The 20,557-nt window shown below is 52.4% G+C and carries 18 protein-coding genes; 2 read left to right on the plus strand and 16 right to left on the minus strand.

Annotated elements, in window-relative coordinates; translation table 11 throughout:
* Position 1 precedes the first annotated feature (1 nt).
* The 5 genes from BOC67_RS23910 to BOC67_RS23930 form a co-directional block, all read right to left on the minus strand.
* Complete coding sequence (locus BOC67_RS23910) at positions 2 to 1,111, minus strand: chorismate mutase (RefSeq protein ID WP_291914536.1); 1,110 nt, start codon at positions 1,109 to 1,111, stop codon at positions 2 to 4.
* A 34-nt stretch (positions 1,112 to 1,145) separates the two neighbouring features.
* Entirely contained in the window at positions 1,146 to 1,988 is an 843-nt protein-coding gene (locus tag BOC67_RS23915) for a prephenate dehydrogenase (protein WP_291914537.1), read from the minus strand.
* 4 nt (positions 1,989 to 1,992) lie between these two features.
* The gene (locus BOC67_RS23920; protein ID WP_291914538.1) at positions 1,993 to 3,159 is read right to left on the minus strand and encodes an aminotransferase class I/II-fold pyridoxal phosphate-dependent enzyme; all 1,167 of its coding nucleotides are present in this window, start codon (positions 3,157 to 3,159) and stop codon (positions 1,993 to 1,995) included.
* 9 nt (positions 3,160 to 3,168) lie between these two features.
* Positions 3,169 to 3,993, minus strand: a complete 825-nt coding sequence (locus BOC67_RS23925; RefSeq protein WP_291914539.1) for a prephenate dehydratase — start codon at positions 3,991 to 3,993, stop codon at positions 3,169 to 3,171.
* A gap of 782 nt (positions 3,994 to 4,775) precedes the next feature.
* A complete protein-coding gene (locus BOC67_RS23930; protein ID WP_291914540.1) occupies positions 4,776 to 5,009 on the minus strand; it encodes a hypothetical protein in 234 nt (77 codons plus the stop codon).
* A 132-nt stretch (positions 5,010 to 5,141) separates the two neighbouring features.
* Between BOC67_RS23930 and BOC67_RS23935 the strand changes: the two genes are divergently transcribed.
* Both BOC67_RS23935 and BOC67_RS23940 read left to right on the plus strand, forming a co-directional pair.
* Positions 5,142 to 5,717, plus strand: a complete 576-nt coding sequence (locus tag BOC67_RS23935; RefSeq protein WP_291914542.1) for a sigma-70 family RNA polymerase sigma factor — start codon at positions 5,142 to 5,144, stop codon at positions 5,715 to 5,717.
* A 9-nt stretch (positions 5,718 to 5,726) separates the two neighbouring features.
* Positions 5,727 to 6,821: a serine protease gene (locus BOC67_RS23940; protein WP_291914544.1), complete on the plus strand. Its 1,095-nt coding sequence runs from the start codon at positions 5,727 to 5,729 to the stop codon at positions 6,819 to 6,821.
* Between the two features lie 118 nt (positions 6,822 to 6,939).
* Here BOC67_RS23940 and BOC67_RS23945 read toward each other — a convergent pair whose 3' ends face one another.
* From BOC67_RS23945 to BOC67_RS23995, 11 genes are all read right to left on the minus strand, one after another.
* Positions 6,940 to 7,485 carry a hypothetical protein gene (locus tag BOC67_RS23945; RefSeq protein ID WP_291914546.1) on the minus strand — a complete coding sequence of 182 codons (546 nt, stop codon included), beginning with the start codon at positions 7,483 to 7,485 and terminating at the stop codon, positions 6,940 to 6,942.
* A 21-nt stretch (positions 7,486 to 7,506) separates the two neighbouring features.
* Positions 7,507 to 8,043 carry a hypothetical protein gene (locus tag BOC67_RS23950; RefSeq protein WP_291914549.1) on the minus strand — a complete coding sequence of 179 codons (537 nt, stop codon included), beginning with the start codon at positions 8,041 to 8,043 and terminating at the stop codon, positions 7,507 to 7,509.
* A gap of 79 nt (positions 8,044 to 8,122) precedes the next feature.
* On the minus strand, positions 8,123 to 10,852 hold the full coding sequence (locus BOC67_RS23955) for a CHAT domain-containing protein (protein WP_291914551.1): 2,730 nt from the start codon (positions 10,850 to 10,852) through the stop codon (positions 8,123 to 8,125).
* Positions 10,853 to 10,892: 40 nt separating this feature from the next.
* A complete protein-coding gene (locus tag BOC67_RS23960) occupies positions 10,893 to 12,311 on the minus strand; it encodes a S8 family serine peptidase (protein WP_291914553.1) in 1,419 nt (472 codons plus the stop codon).
* Positions 12,312 to 12,313: 2 nt separating this feature from the next.
* Complete coding sequence (locus BOC67_RS23965) at positions 12,314 to 13,027, minus strand: hypothetical protein (protein WP_291914555.1); 714 nt, start codon at positions 13,025 to 13,027, stop codon at positions 12,314 to 12,316.
* Positions 13,020 to 13,613 (minus strand): sigma-70 family RNA polymerase sigma factor, encoded by a 594-nt coding sequence (locus tag BOC67_RS23970; protein WP_291914556.1) that lies wholly within the window; start codon positions 13,611 to 13,613, stop codon positions 13,020 to 13,022. Before BOC67_RS23970 ends, BOC67_RS23965 begins: the two co-directional genes overlap by 8 nt.
* 216 nt (positions 13,614 to 13,829) lie before the next feature.
* On the minus strand, positions 13,830 to 14,543 hold the full coding sequence (locus BOC67_RS23975; protein WP_291914558.1) for a carboxypeptidase-like regulatory domain-containing protein: 714 nt from the start codon (positions 14,541 to 14,543) through the stop codon (positions 13,830 to 13,832).
* Positions 14,544 to 14,707: 164 nt separating this feature from the next.
* Complete coding sequence (locus tag BOC67_RS23980; protein WP_291914560.1) at positions 14,708 to 15,658, minus strand: aldose 1-epimerase; 951 nt, start codon at positions 15,656 to 15,658, stop codon at positions 14,708 to 14,710.
* Between the two features lie 37 nt (positions 15,659 to 15,695).
* Complete coding sequence (xylA, locus tag BOC67_RS23985; RefSeq protein ID WP_291914562.1) at positions 15,696 to 17,024, minus strand: xylose isomerase; 1,329 nt, start codon at positions 17,022 to 17,024, stop codon at positions 15,696 to 15,698.
* Positions 17,025 to 17,043: 19 nt separating this feature from the next.
* Entirely contained in the window at positions 17,044 to 18,546 is a 1,503-nt protein-coding gene (locus BOC67_RS23990; RefSeq protein ID WP_291914564.1) for an FGGY family carbohydrate kinase, read from the minus strand.
* 174 nt (positions 18,547 to 18,720) lie between these two features.
* Positions 18,721 to 20,397, minus strand: a complete 1,677-nt coding sequence (locus tag BOC67_RS23995; RefSeq protein ID WP_291914567.1) for a sodium/sugar symporter — start codon at positions 20,395 to 20,397, stop codon at positions 18,721 to 18,723.
* Between the last annotated feature and the right edge of the window lie 160 nt (positions 20,398 to 20,557).

Raw genomic sequence — 20,557 nt, forward strand, 5'->3', positions numbered from 1 at the left:
CTTACTTGTCTTCGTTCATTACTCTGTTCTGGCGGTTGATGGACTCCAGGTGAACAGCATCGAAGTACTTGGTAATGAATTCTTTGGTCAGGCCCAGCTTTTCGCCTTTGGCGATGTTGCGCTCCAGGATTTCATTCCAGCGGTTGGTTTGCAGGATGGTAATGTTATTTTCTTTTTTGTACTGGCCGATCTTCTCCGCAATTTTCATACGGTTGCCCAGCAGCAGCATGATTTCATCATCCACCTGGTTGATCTGCGCGCGCAGTTTTTCCAGGGCGGAATTGAAATCTTTCTTATCGGTATGTTCGCGGCGCCATACGATGCCATCCAGGATTTCAGCCAGGCGCTCAGGGGTTACCTGCTGTTTGGCGTCGCTCCAGGCGTTGTCCGGATCTACGTGCGTTTCCAGCATCAGCCCGTCGTAATCCAGGTCGATCGCTTCCTGGGAAACTTCCTGCAGGATATCGCGGCGGCCGGAGATGTGGCTTGGGTCGCAGATCATTGGCAGTTCAGGCATACGGCGTTTCAGTTCGATCGCCAGGTGCCACATGGGAGCATTGCGGTAAGTGGTGTTACCGTAGCTGGAGAAACCGCGGTGAATCAGCCCTACTTTGCTGATACCGGCTTTCTGAATTCTTTCCACAGCGCCGAGCCAGAGTTCCAGATCAGGGTTGATCGGGTTTTTGATCAGCACGGTGGTGTCCACACCTTTCAGCGCGTCAGCCACTTCCTGTACAGAGAAAGGATTCACAGTAGTACGGGCTCCTACCCACAGGATGTCCACCCCAAAGTGCAGCGCATCTTCCACCTGCTTGGCGGTAGCTACTTCCACTGCCACCGGCAAACCGGTCAGCTCTTTCGCTTTCTGCAACCAGGGTAAGCCCTTGGTACCGATGCCTTCGAAAGAACCCGGGCGGGTACGTGGTTTCCAGATACCGGCGCGTAATACGTCCACTTTACCTGTTTTCTGTAATCTCAGTGCGGTAGCAAGTACCTGCTCTTCTGTTTCTGCACTGCAAGGGCCGGAAATGATCAACGGCTTTTTATCCGATGAAGGATCGGAGAATTTGGTATTAGCAAGAATTTGCTCCATTGTGGTATGCTGTTCCATAGTATTAAGTTACTGCGTTTAAGTAGATTTTATGTTATTTCAGGATTTTCCTGATCTTATTTGATTTCTGAATGAGTTTGTAGATGGTGTCGTAATCTTCTTCTTCCAGCAATGTTTTCATCTGTTCCAGCTGGTGGATATGTTCTTCCAGCACGTCCAGCACATTGTTGCGGTTATGTTTGAAGATAGGCACCCACATGTCCGGAGAGCTTTTGGCCAAGCGTACGGTCGACTCAAAACCACCGCTTGCCAGTTCAAATATCCGGCCCTGCTCCTTTTCCTTCTTTAACACCGTCAGCGCCAGTGCAAAGGAAGTAATGTGGGAAATGTGTGAAATATAAGCCGTGTGCAAGTCATGCTCTTCCGCATTCATATATACGATGCGCATCTGCAACTGGTCTACCATATTCTCAATCATTTCCAGGGCGTCTTCATCACTGTTTTTTACATCGCACAGCACGATGGTTTTGTTCGTGAAGAGGTTCTTCACAGCGGCATCGGGCCCGGAATACTCCGTGCCGGCCATCGGGTGGGCCGCTACAAAGCGCCCCCTGTTGGGATGACCGGCAACGAGTTGCAGTATGATGTTTTTAGTGGAACCCACATCCATAATTACCTGTCCTGGCTTCACTTTGTCCATGATCTGCGGGAGGAGTTTCAACAACCCGTCTACCGGGATGGCCAGGATGATCAGATCGGTACGTTCGAGGGCCTCGTCCAGCGTAGCCGCCTCGTCGATGATGCCCAGTTCTTTGGCGCGCTCCAAATGCGCGGCCGACTGATCCACACCGATGACATGCTGCGCTACTCCCTTTTCCTTCAGGGAGATGGCCAGTGAGCCGCCGATAAGACCCGTTCCTATTACTGTTGCTATCATCGTATTATTTATTGATGGCTGTTTGAATTCTTGAAATGGCTTCGTCAAAAACTTTCACGTCCTGGCAAAGACTCACACGGATATAGCCGTTACCGTTACTGCCGAAGATCCCGCCGGGAGTAATGAACACGCGCGCGTCGTAGAGTACTTTGTCGCTCAGCTCATAACCGGTTTGGTAGTCAGCCGGGATCTTCGCCCACACGAACATACCTACCTGGTTCTTATCATACGCGCAGTGCAGCATATCCAGCAGCTGGAATACTTTCTCCCTGCGTGCACGGTAAATATTGTTCAGGGAATCGTACCAGTCCTTACCCAGCTCCAGCGCTTTCACAGCGGCCATTTGCAGGGGCTGGAACATACCGGAGTCCATATTGCTTTTGAAGCGCAGCACTTCGTTGAGGAATTCCGCTTTACCCACGAGCATGCCTACACGCCATCCGGCCATGTTGGAAGATTTGCTGAGGGAGTTTAATTCCAGCACCACGTCCATCGCGCCTTCTTCCTGGAGCAGGCTCACCGGCTCATCGTTGAGGATGAAGCTGTACGGGTTATCGTGGCAGATAAGGATGTTATGCGCTTTACCGAATGCGATCAGCTTTTTGGCGAATTCGCGGGTAGCTTTGGCGCCGGTTGGCATATTCGGGTAGTTCACCCACATCAGCTTCACTTTGCTCAGGTCTGTCTTAGCGAGTGCGTCGAGGTCAGGCAGCCAGTTATTTTCGGCCGTCAGGTCATAATCGCGTACGGTAGCGCCACTGAGATTAACGGCAGAGCGGTAGGTTGGGTAGCCCGGGTTCGGCACCAGCGCTTCATCGCCGGATTGCAGGTAGGTCATGCAGATGTGCATGATGCCTTCCTTGGAACCGATCAGGGGCAGCACTTCCGTATCGGGGTTGAGCGTAACATGGTAGAAGCGATGGTACCAGTCGGCCATGGCTTTACGGAGCGCGGGAATGCCTTTATAACCCTGGTAAGCGTGCGTGTTGGGAAGGGCTGCATTGGCGTGCAGCGCTTCTACCACGGAGGGATGCGGAGGGAGGTCCGGACTGCCGATGCCGAGGTTGATTACCTTCGGGCCTTCCTGGTTCATCTGCTCTATTTCGCGCAGCTTCTTTGAGAAGTAGTATTCTTCCGTGCCTTGTAATCTTTTAGCTACCTGTATCTGCATATAATCAGCTTAATGAGTTTTACCTTTTTTATAGATACCCAGCACTTTGAGGTGTTCGGTATGTTGTTCAATATCTTTCAGCGCAGTCTGGAAACTTTCCAGGTTTTCGAATTCCATATCAGCGTGGAAGTAATAGTTCCATACTTTGGCCGGGATGGGGAAAGACTGCAGTTTGGATAAGTTGATCCCTGCGTTGGCAATCCTGGTAAGTACTGCTGCGAGGCTGCCTCTTTCGTGGCTGGTTTGGAAATAGACCGAAGCTTTGTTGGCATCCGGCGCGGTGGCTACCGGTTTCTTTGATACGGCCAGGAACCTGGTATAGTTGTTTTTGTTGGTGTGAATATTTGGAGCGATGATATCGAGTTCAAATATTTCGGCTGCCAGTTTGCCGGCGATGGCCGCGGTAGATTTCAACTTTTTGCTGCGAACATGTTTGGCGCTGAGGGCGGTATCTTCTGTTTCTACCAGTTTGATGTGGGGGTATTTTTCGAGGAAGTCCATACACTGCAACAGCGCCATGGGATGTGAGTGAACTTCCCGGATATCCTCCATGGTTTGCCCCGGTAAAACCATCAGGTGTTGATTGATCTGCAGGTAGATTTCGCCCGTTACATGCAACCCTGAGTTTTTAATGAGGCTGTAGTTGGGTAAGATGCTGCCGGCGATGGAGTTTTCGATGGCCATGATGCCCGCGTCTACGTCGGGCTGGGATTTTACTTTTTTGACCAGCTCCGCGAAGGATGCGCAACATTCTATCCCGGTATTTTTCCCGAAATAAGACTGAGCAGCCACCTGGTGGAAACATCCTTCAAACCCCTGTATCGCAATTTTCATGTTTAATGAATTGATTTTTATATTTTTTTAGTTGTTGTAGCAACTAGTTACCTGAAACAGAAAGGGCCCCGACAACGGGACCCTTTGCTTAAAACTTGTTATATGTAAAGTTCAGTTATTGCAAACGAGTCCCCGGCTTCTTCGCATAAAAGAAGTAAGAGAAATAATAAAAAAAGTACGTTGTGAATTTTGACATATAATACTTATTGCTAAAATTAAAAAGGCCCCCCGTTTTTCGGGAGGCCCTTTTGTAGTTTCTTTTATTCCAGTTTACAAACGACCTCCCTATTCCTGGTACCAGAAATAATAAAAGCCAAAAAAACCAAAAGTCGTTTGTAAAGTCATTTCTTTTTGAATTGTGAAACAAAAATACAACTGGATTTTAATTATCCAATACCATCACTGGAAAAATACAATTATTTCAACAACAAGCTTATTTTTTTGAACAATATCTAAAAAAGGGGAAACCGGGGCGGGGTAACAAAGGGTAAATCAGCAGATTGATTAAAAAATACCCGGGTTTACGGAGGGAATAATGCGTATCGCGGCGGGCAGGAGTTTGGCATATGGCAAAGGGCGCTTATGCAACGGACGTATGATTATTTTGGGGAAAGATTTATTTTCTCCCCTAAAAAAAACAAACGTTCACACCTCCCTGGCGCCGGGCCGGCAGCCGGGGCTCACGAGCCGCCATGGGCATTACCTTCCCCGGACGTCCCTAAATAAAAAAACCGCCCCGGTAGTCCGGAGCGGCTTATTATAATATGCGTTGTGTTGCAAAATTAGTGTTTTGCAGCAGTGTCAACTGCAGCAGCAGCAGCTGAGTCAACAGCAGCTTTCGCAGAATCAGCAGTAGCGGCAACAGCAGCGTTAGCAGCGTTAGCAGCAGAGTCAATAGCTTGAGTAGCTTCAGTAGCAGTAGAATCTACAGCTTTTTGTTCAGCGTTACCACCACAAGCAACAGCGAAAATACCGAAAGCGGCTACCAGGAAACCAAATTTGATTACGTTCTTCATTGTACAATAATTTAGGATGTTTTTTGAATGATTTAACCTTTATACCGGGATCACCCAAAAGGTAACCCACTGTTTTAAAAAATTTTTTTTTCGGTACTTTGGGTTACCAAAAGCCTTTTAATTGTATTAAGAGTGAAGCAAATTCAAGACATAGCTAAAGACAGGGATTTATTGCTGGGGTTGGCAAAAAGTGATGGTAAGTCATTGGAAATCATCTATTCAGATAATTTTCCGGTTGTTTTACGCATGATTTTGCAGCATAACGGAACCGAAGACGACGCGAAGGACGTATTCCAGGAAGCCATCATTATATTATATGAAAAGGCATGTAAAGGGGACTTTACGCTCACCAGCCGCCTGAAAACTTTCCTGTATTCTGTTTGCCGCCACCTCTGGCTGAAAAAACTGCAAGGCAATCACGGCCTGTACGCCCTCCCCAGCGAACTGGAGGAGATCATCCCGGCCGAAGAGATTGTGGACGACCATGAGGCGAAGGACGAACAGTTCCGCATAATGGAAAAAGCTATGGACAGCCTGGGGCAACCTTGCAAAACGATTTTGGAAGATTATTACCTGCATAAACTTTCCATGCAGGAAATAGCGGAAAAATTTGGCTACACCAGTTCGGAAAACGCCAAAAACCAAAAGTACAAGTGCCTCATGCGACTCAAGAAAATGTTTTTCGATAAATACAATACATCATTATAAGCAGCAGCCATGAAAGAAGAAATGTTTCTCATCAGTGAAATTGAGCGTTACCTCGAGGGGGAAATGACCGTGCAGGAGAAGGCTGCCTTTGATGAACTGCGCAGAACCAACCCGGTAATCAACCGCCAGGTGGAAGAACACCGGCTCCTCATCCAGGAACTGGAACACCTCGGCAAACGGAAGGACCTGCAGGCACAGATGGACCGCATCCACGAACAACTGGATATGCCGGCCATCCGCAACACCGTTCATGAAGCCAACCAGGCCGAAAAACGGGCACGGATACGCCGCCGCACCATCGCCAACCTGGCGGCAGCCGCCTGTATCGCGCTGGTAACATCCCTGTCTACCATCGCCATCATACAGAACAGCAGCCGCAATAAATCCACCGCACAGTATGAGGACGTTCGCCGGGTGCTGAACAACATCCAGCGCTCCCAGAACGCCATCATCAACGATATCAAAGACAAGAATAAAGCGCCGGTCAACCCCGGCACCTACGGCGGTACGGGCTTCGCGGTATCCGGCAACGGGTACATCGTGACCAACCTCCACGTAGTGGCGGGCGCTGATTCCATCTACGTGCAAAATACCAAAGGCGAGGCCTATAAGGCGGTCAGCGTGTTTGAAGACATCTCCAGCGACCTGGCGGTACTCAAAATCGCCGACAGCACCTTTAAAAGTCAACCGCTGCCCTACGCCCTCAAACCGCAAAGCATCACCCTCGGCGAAGAAGTTTTCACCATGGGTTACCCGCGGGATGAAATTGTGTATGGTAAAGGTTACATCTCCGCTAAAACCGGCTTCAACGGCGATACCACGGCTTACCAGGTATCCATCCCCGTTAACCCGGGCAACAGCGGCGGCCCCCTCCTCGATGCCAAAGGCGATATCGTAGGTATCATCACCGGCAAACAAACCACCTCGGACGGTATCGCCTTCGCCGTGAAATCCGCCCACCTGAAACGCCTCCTGGACGAAATGCCGAAAGACAAGCAGTCCAAAAAGGAATGGGCGCATAAAAGCAAACTGGAAGGCCTCAGCCGGGTAGACCAGATCAAAAAAGTAGAAGAATTTGTGTACCTCGTAAAAGTCTACAACTAATACGTGTATAACTGAGAAAATGAAAAATAAACGAAAAGGTCCTGCTTTGTTGCGGGACTTTTTCGTTTATATACCTTTTTGATTTTACAGCAACACCGTTTTACAGCAACACCGCCGGCTAAGGCCTCAGGTGGAATACCCGGCAGATTTCCTCGTAACTCATACGGCTGTAATCTGGCGCCATCGCCCTGGCAGTGGCAGTTACGGACACGCCGCCGGGGATGACCAGGTAACGGACCTTGTTGTTATTGGCAGGAATACCGTCAGGTATCACATCGCAAATGATCCGGATCTTCCCGGGGAACAGGCCATGCTGAAAACGGTATTGCGTGGCCGCGCCGCCCAGGTTATAATAAATGCTGGGTAACTGCTTCACAATGCCGGCGCTATCCGGATCGGAAACAAACTGCATGAATACCAGCACTGTTCCGTGATCCAGGATTTCCTGCGTCACCTTTGCTTCCGCAATATCAAAATAGTAGGTTCTTTTGCCGGCTCCGGCAGAAGTAGACGATAGACGCCAGGCAGTGGTGGCCTGCCATTCGGAATACTGTACATTAGAAGTACCCGGAGGGCCCGCCGGGCCGGTATCTCCTTTTTTACATGCTACAAACAGGGCTGCCAGCGCCATCACGGTGATGGCCAGGGTTACATACTTTTTCATGATCAAGGGGGTTTAAAATGATTAACCTGCGTAAATAGTAGTCGCCGCATCGAAGAAGCGCTGGGAAGCCGCTTCCAGGGAGGATTTCAGCTCGCCTTTTTCCAGGCCGGCCGCCGCTACTTTAAATTCCTTGCCGATGACAAACAGCACGGTTTCATCGAACGGGCCTTTGGGCTTCGGAATTTTAATGGTGACCCTGCGGGGGCACAGTTCATCCGTCAGCTGGGTGATAAACCTGCCGTCCGCGCCGGCGCCGCCTTCATGGGAAGCAGCCAGCTGCTGCGCATGGGCCACCGCCTCGGCAGCTACCGCTTTCGCGAAAATTTCCTTGGAGGAGCCTGCCGTGGTTTGCACCGGGCCATGCGGAATAATCACGTCCCAGATGGCAGGGTTGTGCAACGCTGCCAAACCCAGTACGCCGTATTTGCGTACCACAGGGCCGATAGGCCATGGCCATGGTCCGGGGTCTTCCGGATTAGGATAAAAGCCGCCATTCACAAAATTGTTTGCTACGGTTTCCAGTACGGCACTTTTGGGGGAGAAATTTGAGTTTGCCATTGTAGTATAATTTGGGGTATTGAAATAGTATTCACCAAACTATTGGTCGGCATTCACAGGCCGCAGGGAAACAAAAAATTTAAAAATATTTACGCACCAGCAGGATGATCAGCGCGAGGAAGAACAGGCCTGTCAACACATAGCCATACGGGAAGCGGCTGGCGGCGGGGTGGGTAACGGCGGCGGCATCCCCTATCAATACGGCGGATGCCCAGTAATAAGGCAGCTGGCGATCCATCTCCTGCTGGGCGAGGTACTGCAGCCGGGCCTGCTGCAAGGCCACATCTTTAGGCAGCCCGCCGGCCAGGGCATCGTGCAGCTTCTCCGTCAGATCGTAGGTAGCCTTGTTATCAATTTTCCATAAGGAGGTAATGACCGCGGGGATGCCGGCCATACTGAAGGCCCTGCCCAAACTCAACACGCCTTCCCCGCGGGCCAGCTTACCGGCGCCGGATTCGCAGGAGGAAAGTATGATCAGCGAGGTAACGGTATCTTCCAACAACCCGATTTCAGGCAAGCGCAAACTGGTGTCAGCCAGGTACAGTACCGGCTCCGCGCCTGCCGCGCTGGCGTGGGTGTACAGTTGCACTACATTGCTGCGGGGCAGCTGGGCCAAAAAATGCTGCCTGTTTGCCTGCGGGCCGGTGAGCACCCGGCCGCGCCGGTAATTCCGCCGGATCCTGCCTACGGAAGCCGCTGCGCCGGGAAGCGGCTGCAACTGCATGCCGGCAGCATATTCCTCCGGCGCCACGCCCAGGAAGCGATAAAACGCCCTGGCAACGGGCCGCTGTTGCTTTAACAGGGAGCCGGCAGCATAGGTGTAACTAAAGGCATGGCGGCGTAAGAGGTAGTTGTTGGCGGCCGTAGTATCCGTCAGCAAGGCTTCAAAGGGGATAAAATATTCATCGCCTGAAATAATCACCCTGCCGGCGCGGAGCTGCAGGGGGGCGAATAATTGCCGGTACACGGCGTAGGACAACTTACGGTAACGGTTATACGCCGTTGTGGTAAACGCCGGCTGGTCCAGTAAATCCAGCCAGGCTTCCAGATCCTGTTTGGTATAGGGCAGTTTGTACAATCGCGTTCCTTCCTTTGCCACCTGCAGCACATAGGCAAAACTGTCTGCCATAAAATAGCTCAGCAGCGCCTGGTCCGCCGCCAGTATATGCTCCCGTATCAGCGCGGGTGTGGCGGCGCTGGTATCGTACTTGTACCGGTAATAGCCGGGATGCCGCCTTTCCAGGCCTGCAATAAACCTTTCCAGCGCCTTCTCCTCCCGGAAGAGCTGCCGGGAGGCCTCTTCGTAGGCCGCCGTGCCGGGCGCCCGGGCTTCCACTTGCTGCTGCACAGCGTTGATGCGTACCCGTAGTTGCTGCTCTTCCGCTGCTGCGGCGGCGGGCAACAGCCGGCGGGCGCCCAGTTCGTTGAGCTTGTCGTTGAGCAATACGGCGCGGCTTTTTTCAAAAAAATGGCAGGCCGCATTCGCATCGCCGAGCAGGTAGCTGGTTTCTATCGCCTGTGCATACATCTTACGGGTACGGTTGCGCCAGTACAATTGCACCGGCTCCCCGTATTGCTTCCAGCGCATAAGGTCTACCGACAAATCAGCCACCATAAAGGTTTGCAGGGCCGCTTTGCCCCATTGGGGCTGCCCTGTGCTGCGGAATAATTCCAGCAGGGATTCCGCCTTGTTGCTCAACAGCGTGTACACGAAATAGTTATTATTCACATGCCGGAGTTGCGCATAACCCGGATTAGCGGTCAGCGAGGAATCCTTAAAGCCGATGGGCAAAATATTCAGGCCCCGCTGATAATGGGCCAGGGCTTCCCGGTATTGCTTCAGGTTCCAGCAGGCGGAGCCGATGTTGTTGTACACGCCGGCCAGCGCGTAGGGGTCGGCGGATTTAAGGGCATATTGAATGCCTTGCCGGTAGCAGGTCATGGCCTGCGCAGGCTGGCGTATATCGAGATAGAAATTACCGAGGTCCAGGGTGTTCCTTGCGCACTCGTTCCAGCGCGCGGCAGCCTCGTTCCAGCGCAGCACCTGCCGGTACCACTTCACGGCTTCCTTTTCCTGCCTGCGCTTACCGCAGACGGCGGCGTAAACGGTGTAGCAGACGATCCTGTAGGCCTCCGGCGTACCGGGCGTGAGCATGCTGATGGCCTTGCGGATGCCGCCGGCGGCAGCGGTATCGTCCAGCGCGACCATAGCCTGGGCCTTCTGCGCCAGCAGCGCTATTTCCGAGAGGGTGTCCCCCATGCTGTGGGCCACGCGGATGCCTAATTCTGAAATGTTTTTCGCCTGCTGGTACTGCCCGTTGTTGTAGAGGGAAAAGGCCGACCTTTCAAAGGCCAGCAGGGCGATGGCCGTCTTCTCCGGGAAGCGGATGCCCAGGAGGATGCAGCTGTCGAAATAATGATAGGATTCCTCGTAGAGGTACAGCTTATCGTAAAACAGCCCGAGGTTGAAATAGCTGTTCACCAGGAAGGGCTCCTGGCGGTCTTTTGCCGTGCTGTTCACCGCGATGGCATCCTTCGTATAGGCGATGGCGTTATCCCAGGATTGTTCCAGGTGGTAGATGTTACCCATGCGGTGTACAATGCGGGCATAAACGCTGTCCTTCACCTTGTAGCAGCGTTTTTGTATGGCCAGCAGCGAATCCAGCTGATGCAGCTTGCTGGTGTTATCCGCTGCGCTTTGTTCTATGGCGATGACCGCCTGCATCAGGGCTGGCCGGTCCGGGCATTGCGCCGGGGCGTGAAAATAACAGGCCAGGCAGCTGCATAACAGCAGCTGCCTGAGGATCAACCGGGTGGTATGTAAGCCGTTTTTCCTTATAAACTTACGTTTAGTTATGCGTTATATACCTGCCTCCCGCTACCTGTTTCTTTGCGCCGATCACACTGTTGTACTGCGCATGGATACCCGGGTAAGCCAGGAATGTTTCTTTTTTAACCGGGTGCTGCTGGTACATCGTCAGCGGGCATAGGGCGGCGATGCGGCCGGTGACGATGGCGGTAGCAAAGGAGGACCCTGTGATGTAATTATTGCTGAGCACGAGCGGCACCCGGAAGAGCTGCACGCCGTTCTCCATGCTATCCGCTTTCACCCCGATGTCCACATAGCGGTCGGCAAAGTTTTGCGTAGGGCTCACCATGGTATCGTTGACGGTAGTGGCCACGATAATGTTGGTAGCCGGGTTGTTGAAGCAGGCCGGGTACATCTGGTGTTTGGTGAGGTCCCGCAGCTCCGCTTCGGTGAGGCCGCGTTTGCGTGCGCTATCGTCCGCAGGGGGCATCCGGTTGCCGGCGGAGGTAATGAAGAGGATGCCTTTATCTGCCAGCACCCGGGTGATCATGGAATCCAGCGGCCGGTACGGCGATGATTTGTAGCCGGAGTAATAGCCCCAGGATGCGTTGATGATTTTCGCATCGTGGCTGGCGGCATAACTGATGGCGCACATGGAGTTGAACAGGTCGCCCTGCGCTTTTTCATCATGCGTTTTGAGGATCATCAGCTGCAAGGCGTTGGCGCTGTCGCGCTGGAACTCGTTCATAATGAACAGTGCAATGTGGCTGCCATGGCGGCCGGGATGATCGTCCCGGATATCGGCGTTATTGCCCACGAAGTTCCATCCTGCCACGTCGTCTTTCAGGCAGTTGGCGTCATCATCGGTTTGATTGCCGGGTATTTCTGCAGGATTTTTCCAGGTATAGCCGGTGTTCAGCAGGGCATCATCGAGGCCGGTATCGAGTATGGCTACACGAATCGGCTGCCCGTTGCTGACGAACCTGCGGGACACCAGTTTTGAAATGCCGGCAGTTGGTCTGCCATCCTGGTCCGGCGGCCCCTGGAAGATGAAATTCGGCGAATAGTAAGAAGTGGAATCCTCTCCTTGTCCTTGTGAACCGGCGCCGGTGGTGGTACCGCCCCGCACGGGGTCCGCAAAAACGTAGGTTTCTATGCCCGGCGCGTGCCAGAGCTCTACCGGCATGTCCTTACAGTTGGGGCATGCAGTGACTTTTATCTCGGAGGTTTCGATGCCGTATCGCTCCATACTGTCCTTAATGCGGGCGCGCTCCTGTTCGGTGGGCGGGTGTTTAAAGATCAGTACCAGCTGGTTTTTGCGGTACGGCGGGGAGGCGTAGGCGCTATCCGTACGGGTAATTTTACCAGCGGGATGGGGGTCCTTACAGCGGCGAAGCAGGAACAGCACAAGGAGGATTACAATGAGCAGGAGTAGCAACAGCAGATTACGAGGTTTCATGTTTAAAGTTTGTTCAGCCATTCGGCGGCGTACTTACTGCCGGGCAGCTGTTTGTTTTTAACTTCCAGTAATAATTCTTTGGCGAGCGGGAGGTCTTCAGGGGTTGCGCGTCGTAACAATGCCAGGGCTTTGTAAAATGGTCCGGGGTTGGCGTACAGCGGTTCCTGTATGAGCAGGTCGAACTGTGTGATGGCCTTGTCGTACCGGTTGGTAACAAGGTACACGATGCCAAGGTATTTGATGGCATCTGTTTTTACAGATGCGCGGTTCGTCAGGGTGCTGAAAATCTTTTCCGCCGTTTGGTAATCGCCTTTATTATAGGCGGCGATACCGGTTTGGAGGCTGTCGCCCTCACTGCTCATGGTTGTGCTGAGCCGGTGCAGCTCCGTTTGGATGTAATCCGCTGCCAGCGTGGATGGCGCCGGCGGGCGCTGGTACAACCACCATCCTGCCACTACCAGTACCAGCACGGCGGCGGCCACGGCCAGGTAATGCCAGATGGGGCGTGTAGCCGGTATCCGTGGGGCTATTGCGTTGAAAGCGGCGGTTTTATTTTCCCGCAGCTGGTCTTTAATGGCCGTTCTTGCAGTGAGGTAAAACGCTACCGACCGGGCAAAATCTTCATCCGTAGCGCAGCGCTGTTCAAACGCGGCTTTCTCTTCCGGCCCCAGCGCCCCGGTGAAGTAATCATCGATATAATGCAATTGCTCATTCATAACCAGGCATTTTTTCCCTTAATTTATCAAGGCACCGTCTTCTGCTCACTTTCACCACCTCGGCGGAGTTATAATGCAGCATGGCAGCTATTTCACGATCGGGGTAACCATCTTCAAACAGGAGCAGCAATTCCCTGCATTTTTCGCCGATTTCAGCCAGCTTCCGGCGCAGCAATGCGCGGTTGTTGTTGTCTATCAGCTGCTGGACAGCGTTGCGCGCATTGTCCGGCAAAAGCAGCAGCATCGCGTCCAGGTCGGAAGTATGATGTACCCGCTCTTTATTGGTCGTGTTTTTTCGCCTGAGGTCAACACATTTATTATAAAAAATCTGGGAAATATAAGTTTTGAGAGAGGCGCGGCTTTCAAACCGGCCGGCTACCACATTGTCTATCACCGCGATCACGGCATCGGAATAGGCGCTGGCGCTATCGTCCGTACTGAGATTGTACTTCCGTTCGCCCTCCCGGGTGAGGTAGTAAAATGAAGTATAGAGCAGTTCTTCAAAAGAACGTCTTGCGGGGCCGCCCATCTGTAAGCCTGCAAGGATCTCCGCGTCCCTGCTACTATTTACGGTTATGGGTATCATAGAGGTTAATAAATAAAGAATTGGAGAAAACTAATATACGTAAAAAAAATTTCACCAATCCTGTTTACCTCCTCTTTCATCCGCCGACTAATACTATTAGTTAACACAGTTTGTTACCCCCAAAAATCCTCATTGTACGGTCTAACCCCAAAAATGACAAGGGTGATCAATTCTCCATTGATCACCCTTTCCTTTTTTATCCTGTAGCCGGTGGCGTTATTTCTTTTTCCAGTTTTTGTATTTATCTGTGATCCAGTACAGCAGGTCGTTGTTGCCGAGGCTGCGCATGGTTTCATATGAAGGATAGTTATCACGCATAAAGTGTTGCAGGGAGTCGCCTGACAAACCGGTTACCCGGCTAACCAATGCCGGCGTATAACGGGAATCGATATACTTTTCCTGCTCCATTTTCTCGTAGTTCTGTTTAAACTGGCGTTTTTGTTTTTCTTTTTTGGAGAAGCGGGTAATCGGGCTGAAGACTATCCCGGCGCCCTCTGGCGTATTCCCCCCGGCGAGCGGCTTATTTGGCAGGTCCAGCAGGTAGCCATATTGTTCCCGGCGGGCGATGGAATCGAGCTGGTACGGGGTATATTGGGCGCTGATGTCCACCCCTTTGAGAAATTTGCCGGTAACGGTCATCCGTATATTGATGGTCTGCGTGCCTGAAGCGGCGGTTACCAGCACGGTATCGGAGTTATAGCCAACGAAGGTAACGGTCAGCCTGTCGCCCCGGGAGGCATTGATCCGGTAATACCCTCCCTGGTCGGTAATGGAATGCTTGCCGGTGGTCAGGTTGGTTACCGTAGCGTACGGTAGTACCAGCCTGTTCGTATCGGAAACGACGCCAGTTACCACTACCTGCGCCTGCACGAACTGCATGGTCAATAACAGCATACAGCCTAAGGCTAAAATGCGGGCAATTTGCTTCATATCTTTTTTATTTTTTACATCCTGACGGTTATCTACTCCAATCAACAGATCAATTCCTCCTTATGTTCAGGCATATCGCTTTACAATATTACAGTTTTATGAAAACAAAAATCCTTCCAGTCTGCCGACCGGAAGGATTTTTTATGGCAAGTAAATTTGCGCGTTTAAACTGTCGCCTTAATGCGGGTATCAAACCGCTGCGATGCGCCAGGGGCCAGCTCTACGAGGCCCAAACCGTTGTTGAACGCGTTGGGCGCGCCGCTCAGGTTTTCGATCGCGATACTTTTGCGATGCGGCGGGATGTACACCTGCAGGATCGGATACTGCTCTGAAGGATAGAAGCTGATGCTGATATTCTTCACCGGATCGCGCAACACGGCCAGCGGCTGGGAAGCGCTAAAATCCAGGACGAAGGAATTATCCAGCTCCACTCCTTTCAGGCCTTTGCCGGTTCTGAACTCGGTAAAAGGCAGGACTTTCCCTGTGGGGATCAGCTTCTCATCAAATTCTACAATTTGTTTGGAAGCGAAGGTCAGCACCAGCTGATCCACCGGCGTGCCGGTAGAAAAGTAAGGGTGCCAGCCATCCATCAGGGGCATTACCGTATCGCTTTTACTGGTTACGGTAGTGGTGATCTGCAGGGTATTATCCGGGTGCAGGGTGTAGGTGGCCGTGCAATCATACGCGAACGGGTATCCTGCATCTTCCTGGCTATAGCTGTATGCAAGGGTAACAGCCGCCTTTGTATCGTCCGCCTCCTGCGCCGTTACTTTGAACGGAGCGTTGTACAGCAGGCCATGGATAGCGTTGCCGGGAGCGATGGTTTTCTCCAGCGTATAGGCTTTACCGTTAAAGCTATAGCTGGCGTCCTTGATCCGGCAGGCGTATGGACTTAGTTTTACATTCTTGAAGCTGTTTTTCAGATCCTGCTGCATATCGGCCGTATCCTTATAGCTGTCGATCAGGTTGAGGGTACTATTCCCCTGCTTCACCTTAAAAGCATGCAATAAAGCGCCGTGCGCCGGAATAATTTCCACGGTTGTACCGGTTTTTCCGTCTGTCAATGCCACAATATCAAAACCACCTTCCTGGAATGAAAGCAAACTAAATCTCATTGTTCCTGTTTTTTTGCATACAAAATAGTCAAAAAAATCAGATGGCGTTATTGATTATATTTTCCAGCCATTCCTGACGACCGCTGATCTGTTTAGGCTCACCATTGGCTGCGGCAAAGTTGCGCAGGTCTTCCAGGGTGAGTTTACCGGCTTCAAATTCCTGGCCTTTACCGCTGTCGAAAGAAGCGTAACGGTCTTTACGGAATTGTTTATACGGCGTATTGTTCAGCACTTTTTCCGCGATGATGGCCGCTCTTGCGAAGGTATCGATACCGCCGATGTGCGCGTGGAAGATATCTTCCAGGTCGGTGGAGTTACGACGTGTTTTAGCGTCGAAGTTAACGCCGCCGCCTGCAAAGCCGCCGGCTTCGAGGATGATGAGCATACTTTCGATCAGCTCATTGAGGTTGGTCGGGAACTGGTCGGTATCCCAGCCGTTCTGCGCATCGCCGCGGTTGGCATCGATGCTGCCCAGCATACCGGCGTCCGCAGCTACCTGCAGCTCGTGCTGGAAGGTGTGGCCGGCGAGGGTGGCGTGGTTTACTTCGATATTGAGTTTGAAATCCTTATCCAGTCCGTACTGGCGGAGGAAACCGATTACAGTGGCGCTATCGAAATCGTACTGGTGCTTGGTAGGCTCGGCCGGTTTAGGCTCGATGAAGAATGTGCCTTTGAAGCCCTGTTTACGCGCATAGTCGCGGGCCATGCCCAGGAAGCGCGCCAGGTGTTCCTGTTCGCGTTTCATATTGGTGTTCAGCAGGGTCATATAACCTTCGCGGCCGCCCCAGAACACGTAGTTTTCACCGCCCAGCGCGATGGTGGCATCCAGGGAGTTTTTCACCTGTGCGCCGGCGTAGGCTACCACTGCGAAGTCGGGGTTGGTAGCGGCGCCGTTCATATAGCGCGGGTTGCTGAATACGTTGGCAGTACCCCAGAGCAGTTTCACGCCGCTGGCCGCCTGTTTTTCCTTCGCGTATGCCACGATCTGCTGCATACGGCTTTCGTATTCGGCTACGTTAGCGCCTTCATCTATCAGGTCCACATCGTGGAAGCAATAGTAAGGCAAGCCCATTTTAGTGATGAATTCGAAGGCTGCGTCCATTTTATCCTTTGCGCTTTGAACTGCATCGGAGGCAACGAGCCATGGGAAGTTTTTAGTACCAGGACCAAACGGATCCCCGCCAGTGCCGCAGAAGGTATGCCAGTAAGAAACGGCAAAACGGAATAATTCCTTCATGGATTTACCTGCAATTATCCTGTTTTCGTCGTAATAACGGTATGCCAGCGGGTTGTCTGACTGAGGTCCTTCAAACTTGATCTTACCGATCCCTTTGAAGTATTCCTGGTTTCCAAGTGTAATGCTCATAACTATGTTAAATTTAGGATTACTTATTATCCGCCAGTTCCCCAAGGGAGAGGCGTTGTTTAAGGGCATACAGCCAATGGCCGTAAGCTTCGCGGTATTGTGCCTGCAGTTTGGCCTGCGGTTCGATAACGGCCAGGCATTCCATTCCGTGGAAGGCGGTGGCCAGCGTGTGATGGCCTGCTCCTACGGCTGCGCCGCGGGCGGCGCCCTGGGCGCCGTCTGTATTGTATAATTCTATGACTACATTGGCCGTATTGGCAAACGCTTCGCGGAAGAGCGGGCTGAGGAACATGTTTGCCTGTCCGGCGCGCACGCGTTGAATGGCGGAACCCATTTCCGCCATGATGTCCATCCCGTAATTCAATCCGAACACGATGCCTTCCTGCACGGCGCGCAGCATATGCTCCCGGCTGTGAAGGTTAAAATCCAGCTGGTTCACGGTGGCGCCTACACGCATATTGGTGAGGATCCTTTCCGCGCCGTTGCCGAAGGGGAATACCTGTAACCCGGCGGAGCCGATGGGCGCGGTGGCTGCCAGCTCGTTCATCTGCGGGTAGCTGAGCTCCCCTACTACGGATTTCAGCCAGCTGTTGGCGATGCCGGTACCATTGAGGCACATCAGCACGCCGTTGCGTACGTTGCCGGGCTGGTTGTTGACATGCACGAAGGTGTTGACCCTGCTCTGGTGGTCGTAGGCATGCTGGTCCGTTACGGCGTACACCACGCCGGAAGTACCTGCGGTGGTAGCCGCTTCGCCGGGTTGCAGCACGTTGAGGGAGAAAGCGTTGTTGGGCTGGTCGCCGGCGCGGTAGGTCACCGGGGTGCCGGCGGCCAGGCCCAGCGTAGCCGCTGCCGTTGGCGTCAGGCTGCCCTGGTGGCCAAACGTAGGCACTACATCGGACAGCAGTGCGGCGTCGATCTCATAATGCTCCAGGAGGTTGACGGCGATGCCCTGGGCGGTAAAGTCCCAGAAGGTGCCTTCGGACAGGCCGGAGGCCGTCGTGCAGGCGTTGCCGGTAAGCTTCATGCCGATGAAATCACCGGGGAGCATTACTTTATGAATACGTTCGTAGACGTGCGGTTCGTTTTCCTTTACCCAACGCAGTTTGGAGGCGGTGAAGTTGCCGGGGGAGTTGAGCAGGTGGGTAAGACAGTATTGCTCTCCCAGCTGGCCGAACGCCTGGCGGCCGATTTCCACGGCGCGGGAATCGCACCAGATAATTGCCGGGCGTAATACCTGCTGGTTTCTGTCCACGCATACCAATCCGTGCATCTGGTAGGCGATGCCGATGCCTTTTACGGAAGCGGGTTCGAAGGCCGCCTGTTGTTGAAGGATTTTAGTGGCGTTGACCACTTCCTGCCACCAGCTTTCAGGGTCCTGCTCTGCCCAGCCGGCGTGCAGCACCTGCATGGGCATTTCCCGGGAAGGGCTGATGGCGCTGGCCAGGCATTTACCACTTTCGGCATCCAGTAATGCGGCTTTAATTGATGAAGATCCAATATCGTAGCCTATAAAGTACATATCTTATTATTTGGGATGGGCAACAGACTTCCGGGAGGGCGTATCAAAGCGTTTTCCGGAGGCCCCGCTGCCTAAGGCGGCAACGGGGCGGATCGCACGTGGCGCTGAACTTTTTCGGAAGTAACGTTTGATACAACCCCTGCGAAGTTATATCTCTCTCTATAAAAAAAACTACTACCAGTAAACGGTGTAGAGCGCCATCAGGATACCGCAGATCAATACTGCTCCAACGGTAAAGCCAACGGATGGCTTGAACATACTTGCGTCGATGGCCAGTCCTTTCGGGTTGTTAGCGCTCTTCGGATCAGCCAGGGTAATGATGATCATACCGATTACGCAGATGACAAACACGAGGCCCATACGGTCGAGGAATGCCATTTCGAAGCGGCCTGAATCCGGGTTCAGGATGGCCCAGCCGATACTGTTGAGGGACTCGAGGTCCGCGAAGTTCGGCAGGAATTTGAAGAAGAAGGACAGCAGCAAACCGCCGATCATCGCAAACAGGGCAGCGCCGGAAGTAGTACGCTTCCAGAAGAAGCCCAGTGCGAACATCGCGAATACGCCCGGGGATACGAAACCGGTGTATTCCTGGATGAACTGGAATCCGCCTTTTTTATCGATACCGAGGAAGTTGGAAATGATGATGGCGATCAGCATGGTGATTACCACGGCGGCGCGGCCAACGTTTACAATCTTCTTTTCATCGGCTTCTTTATTGAAGATCTTTTTATAAATATCCAGGGTGAAGATGGTGGAGATACTGTTGGCTTTACCTGCCAGGGAGGCCACCACAGCGGCTGTCAGCGCGGCGAAGGACAAGCCTTTCAGACCGGTAGGCAGGAGGTTTAACAGTACCGGGTAAGCGTTATCCGCGTTCAGGCTACCATCTTTCATCATTTCTGTCTGGAACTGGCCTTCCTTCCACAGCACGTAGGCTGCGATACCCGGCAATACCACGATGATAGGCATGAGGAGTTTGAGGAAACCTGCGAAGAGCAAACCATTGCGGGCGGTTTTCAGGTCCGCGCCCAGCGCGCGTTGCGTGATGTACTGGTTACAACCCCAATAGTTCAGGTTTACGATCCACATACCGCCTACCAGCACGCTGAGGCCGGGCAGGTCGAGGTATTTGGGATTATCCTTGCGGATGATCATGTGGAAATGATCGTTGGCGTGTTGGGTCATCAGTTTGAAACCGTTGAGTACGCCTTCCCCGCCAAACTGTTTGGACACCAGTTGCAGCGCCAGGTAAGTGGTAGCGAGGCCGCCGAGGATGAGGAAGAACACCTGGATTACGTCCGTATAACCGATCACCTTCATACCGCCCAGCGTGATGATGATGGCAAATACCGCCAGGCACACCATGCAGACGTAGAAGTTGATACCGGAGATGGTAGTAATGGCCAGGGCTCCGAGATAGAGGATAGACGTCAGGTTTACCACCACGTACAGCAATAGCCAGAAGACGGCCATGATGGTGGCCACCGTTTGGTTATACCGCTGCTCCAGGAACTGGGGCATGGTGTAAATCTTGTTCTTGAGGTAGATGGGCAGGAAGAATACAGCCACCACAATGAGGGTTGCTGCTGCCATCCATTCGTAGGTAGAAATAGCGAGCCCGATATTGAATCCGTTTCCGGACATACCGATGAACTGCTCGGCTGAGATGTTAGATGCAATCAGGGAAGCGCCGATTGCCCACCAGGTAAGAGATCCTTCCGCCAGGAAAAAGTCTTTCGAGTCTGTAGTGGCTTTCTTTTTCTTTTTGTAGATGTAATACCCATAACCCGCTACAATGATGAAGTAGACCAGGAAAACAAGGTAGTCCATACCGCGAAGAGTGTGATTCATAACGTTCAAACGTGGTTGTTAAAATAAATAGCGGAACAATTTAGCAATTTAAATGTAAATTTTACCCTTACCTGCGTGTTAAAAAGTAAAAACCGCAGTAAAAATTCTGCGGTTTTTTGCGGCTTCAAAACTATCATTTTCCGGCACATATCAAAGGTCA

It is taken from the genome of Chitinophaga sp. CB10 (assembly GCA_001870995.2).
Lineage (GTDB): Bacteria > Bacteroidota > Bacteroidia > Chitinophagales > Chitinophagaceae > Chitinophaga.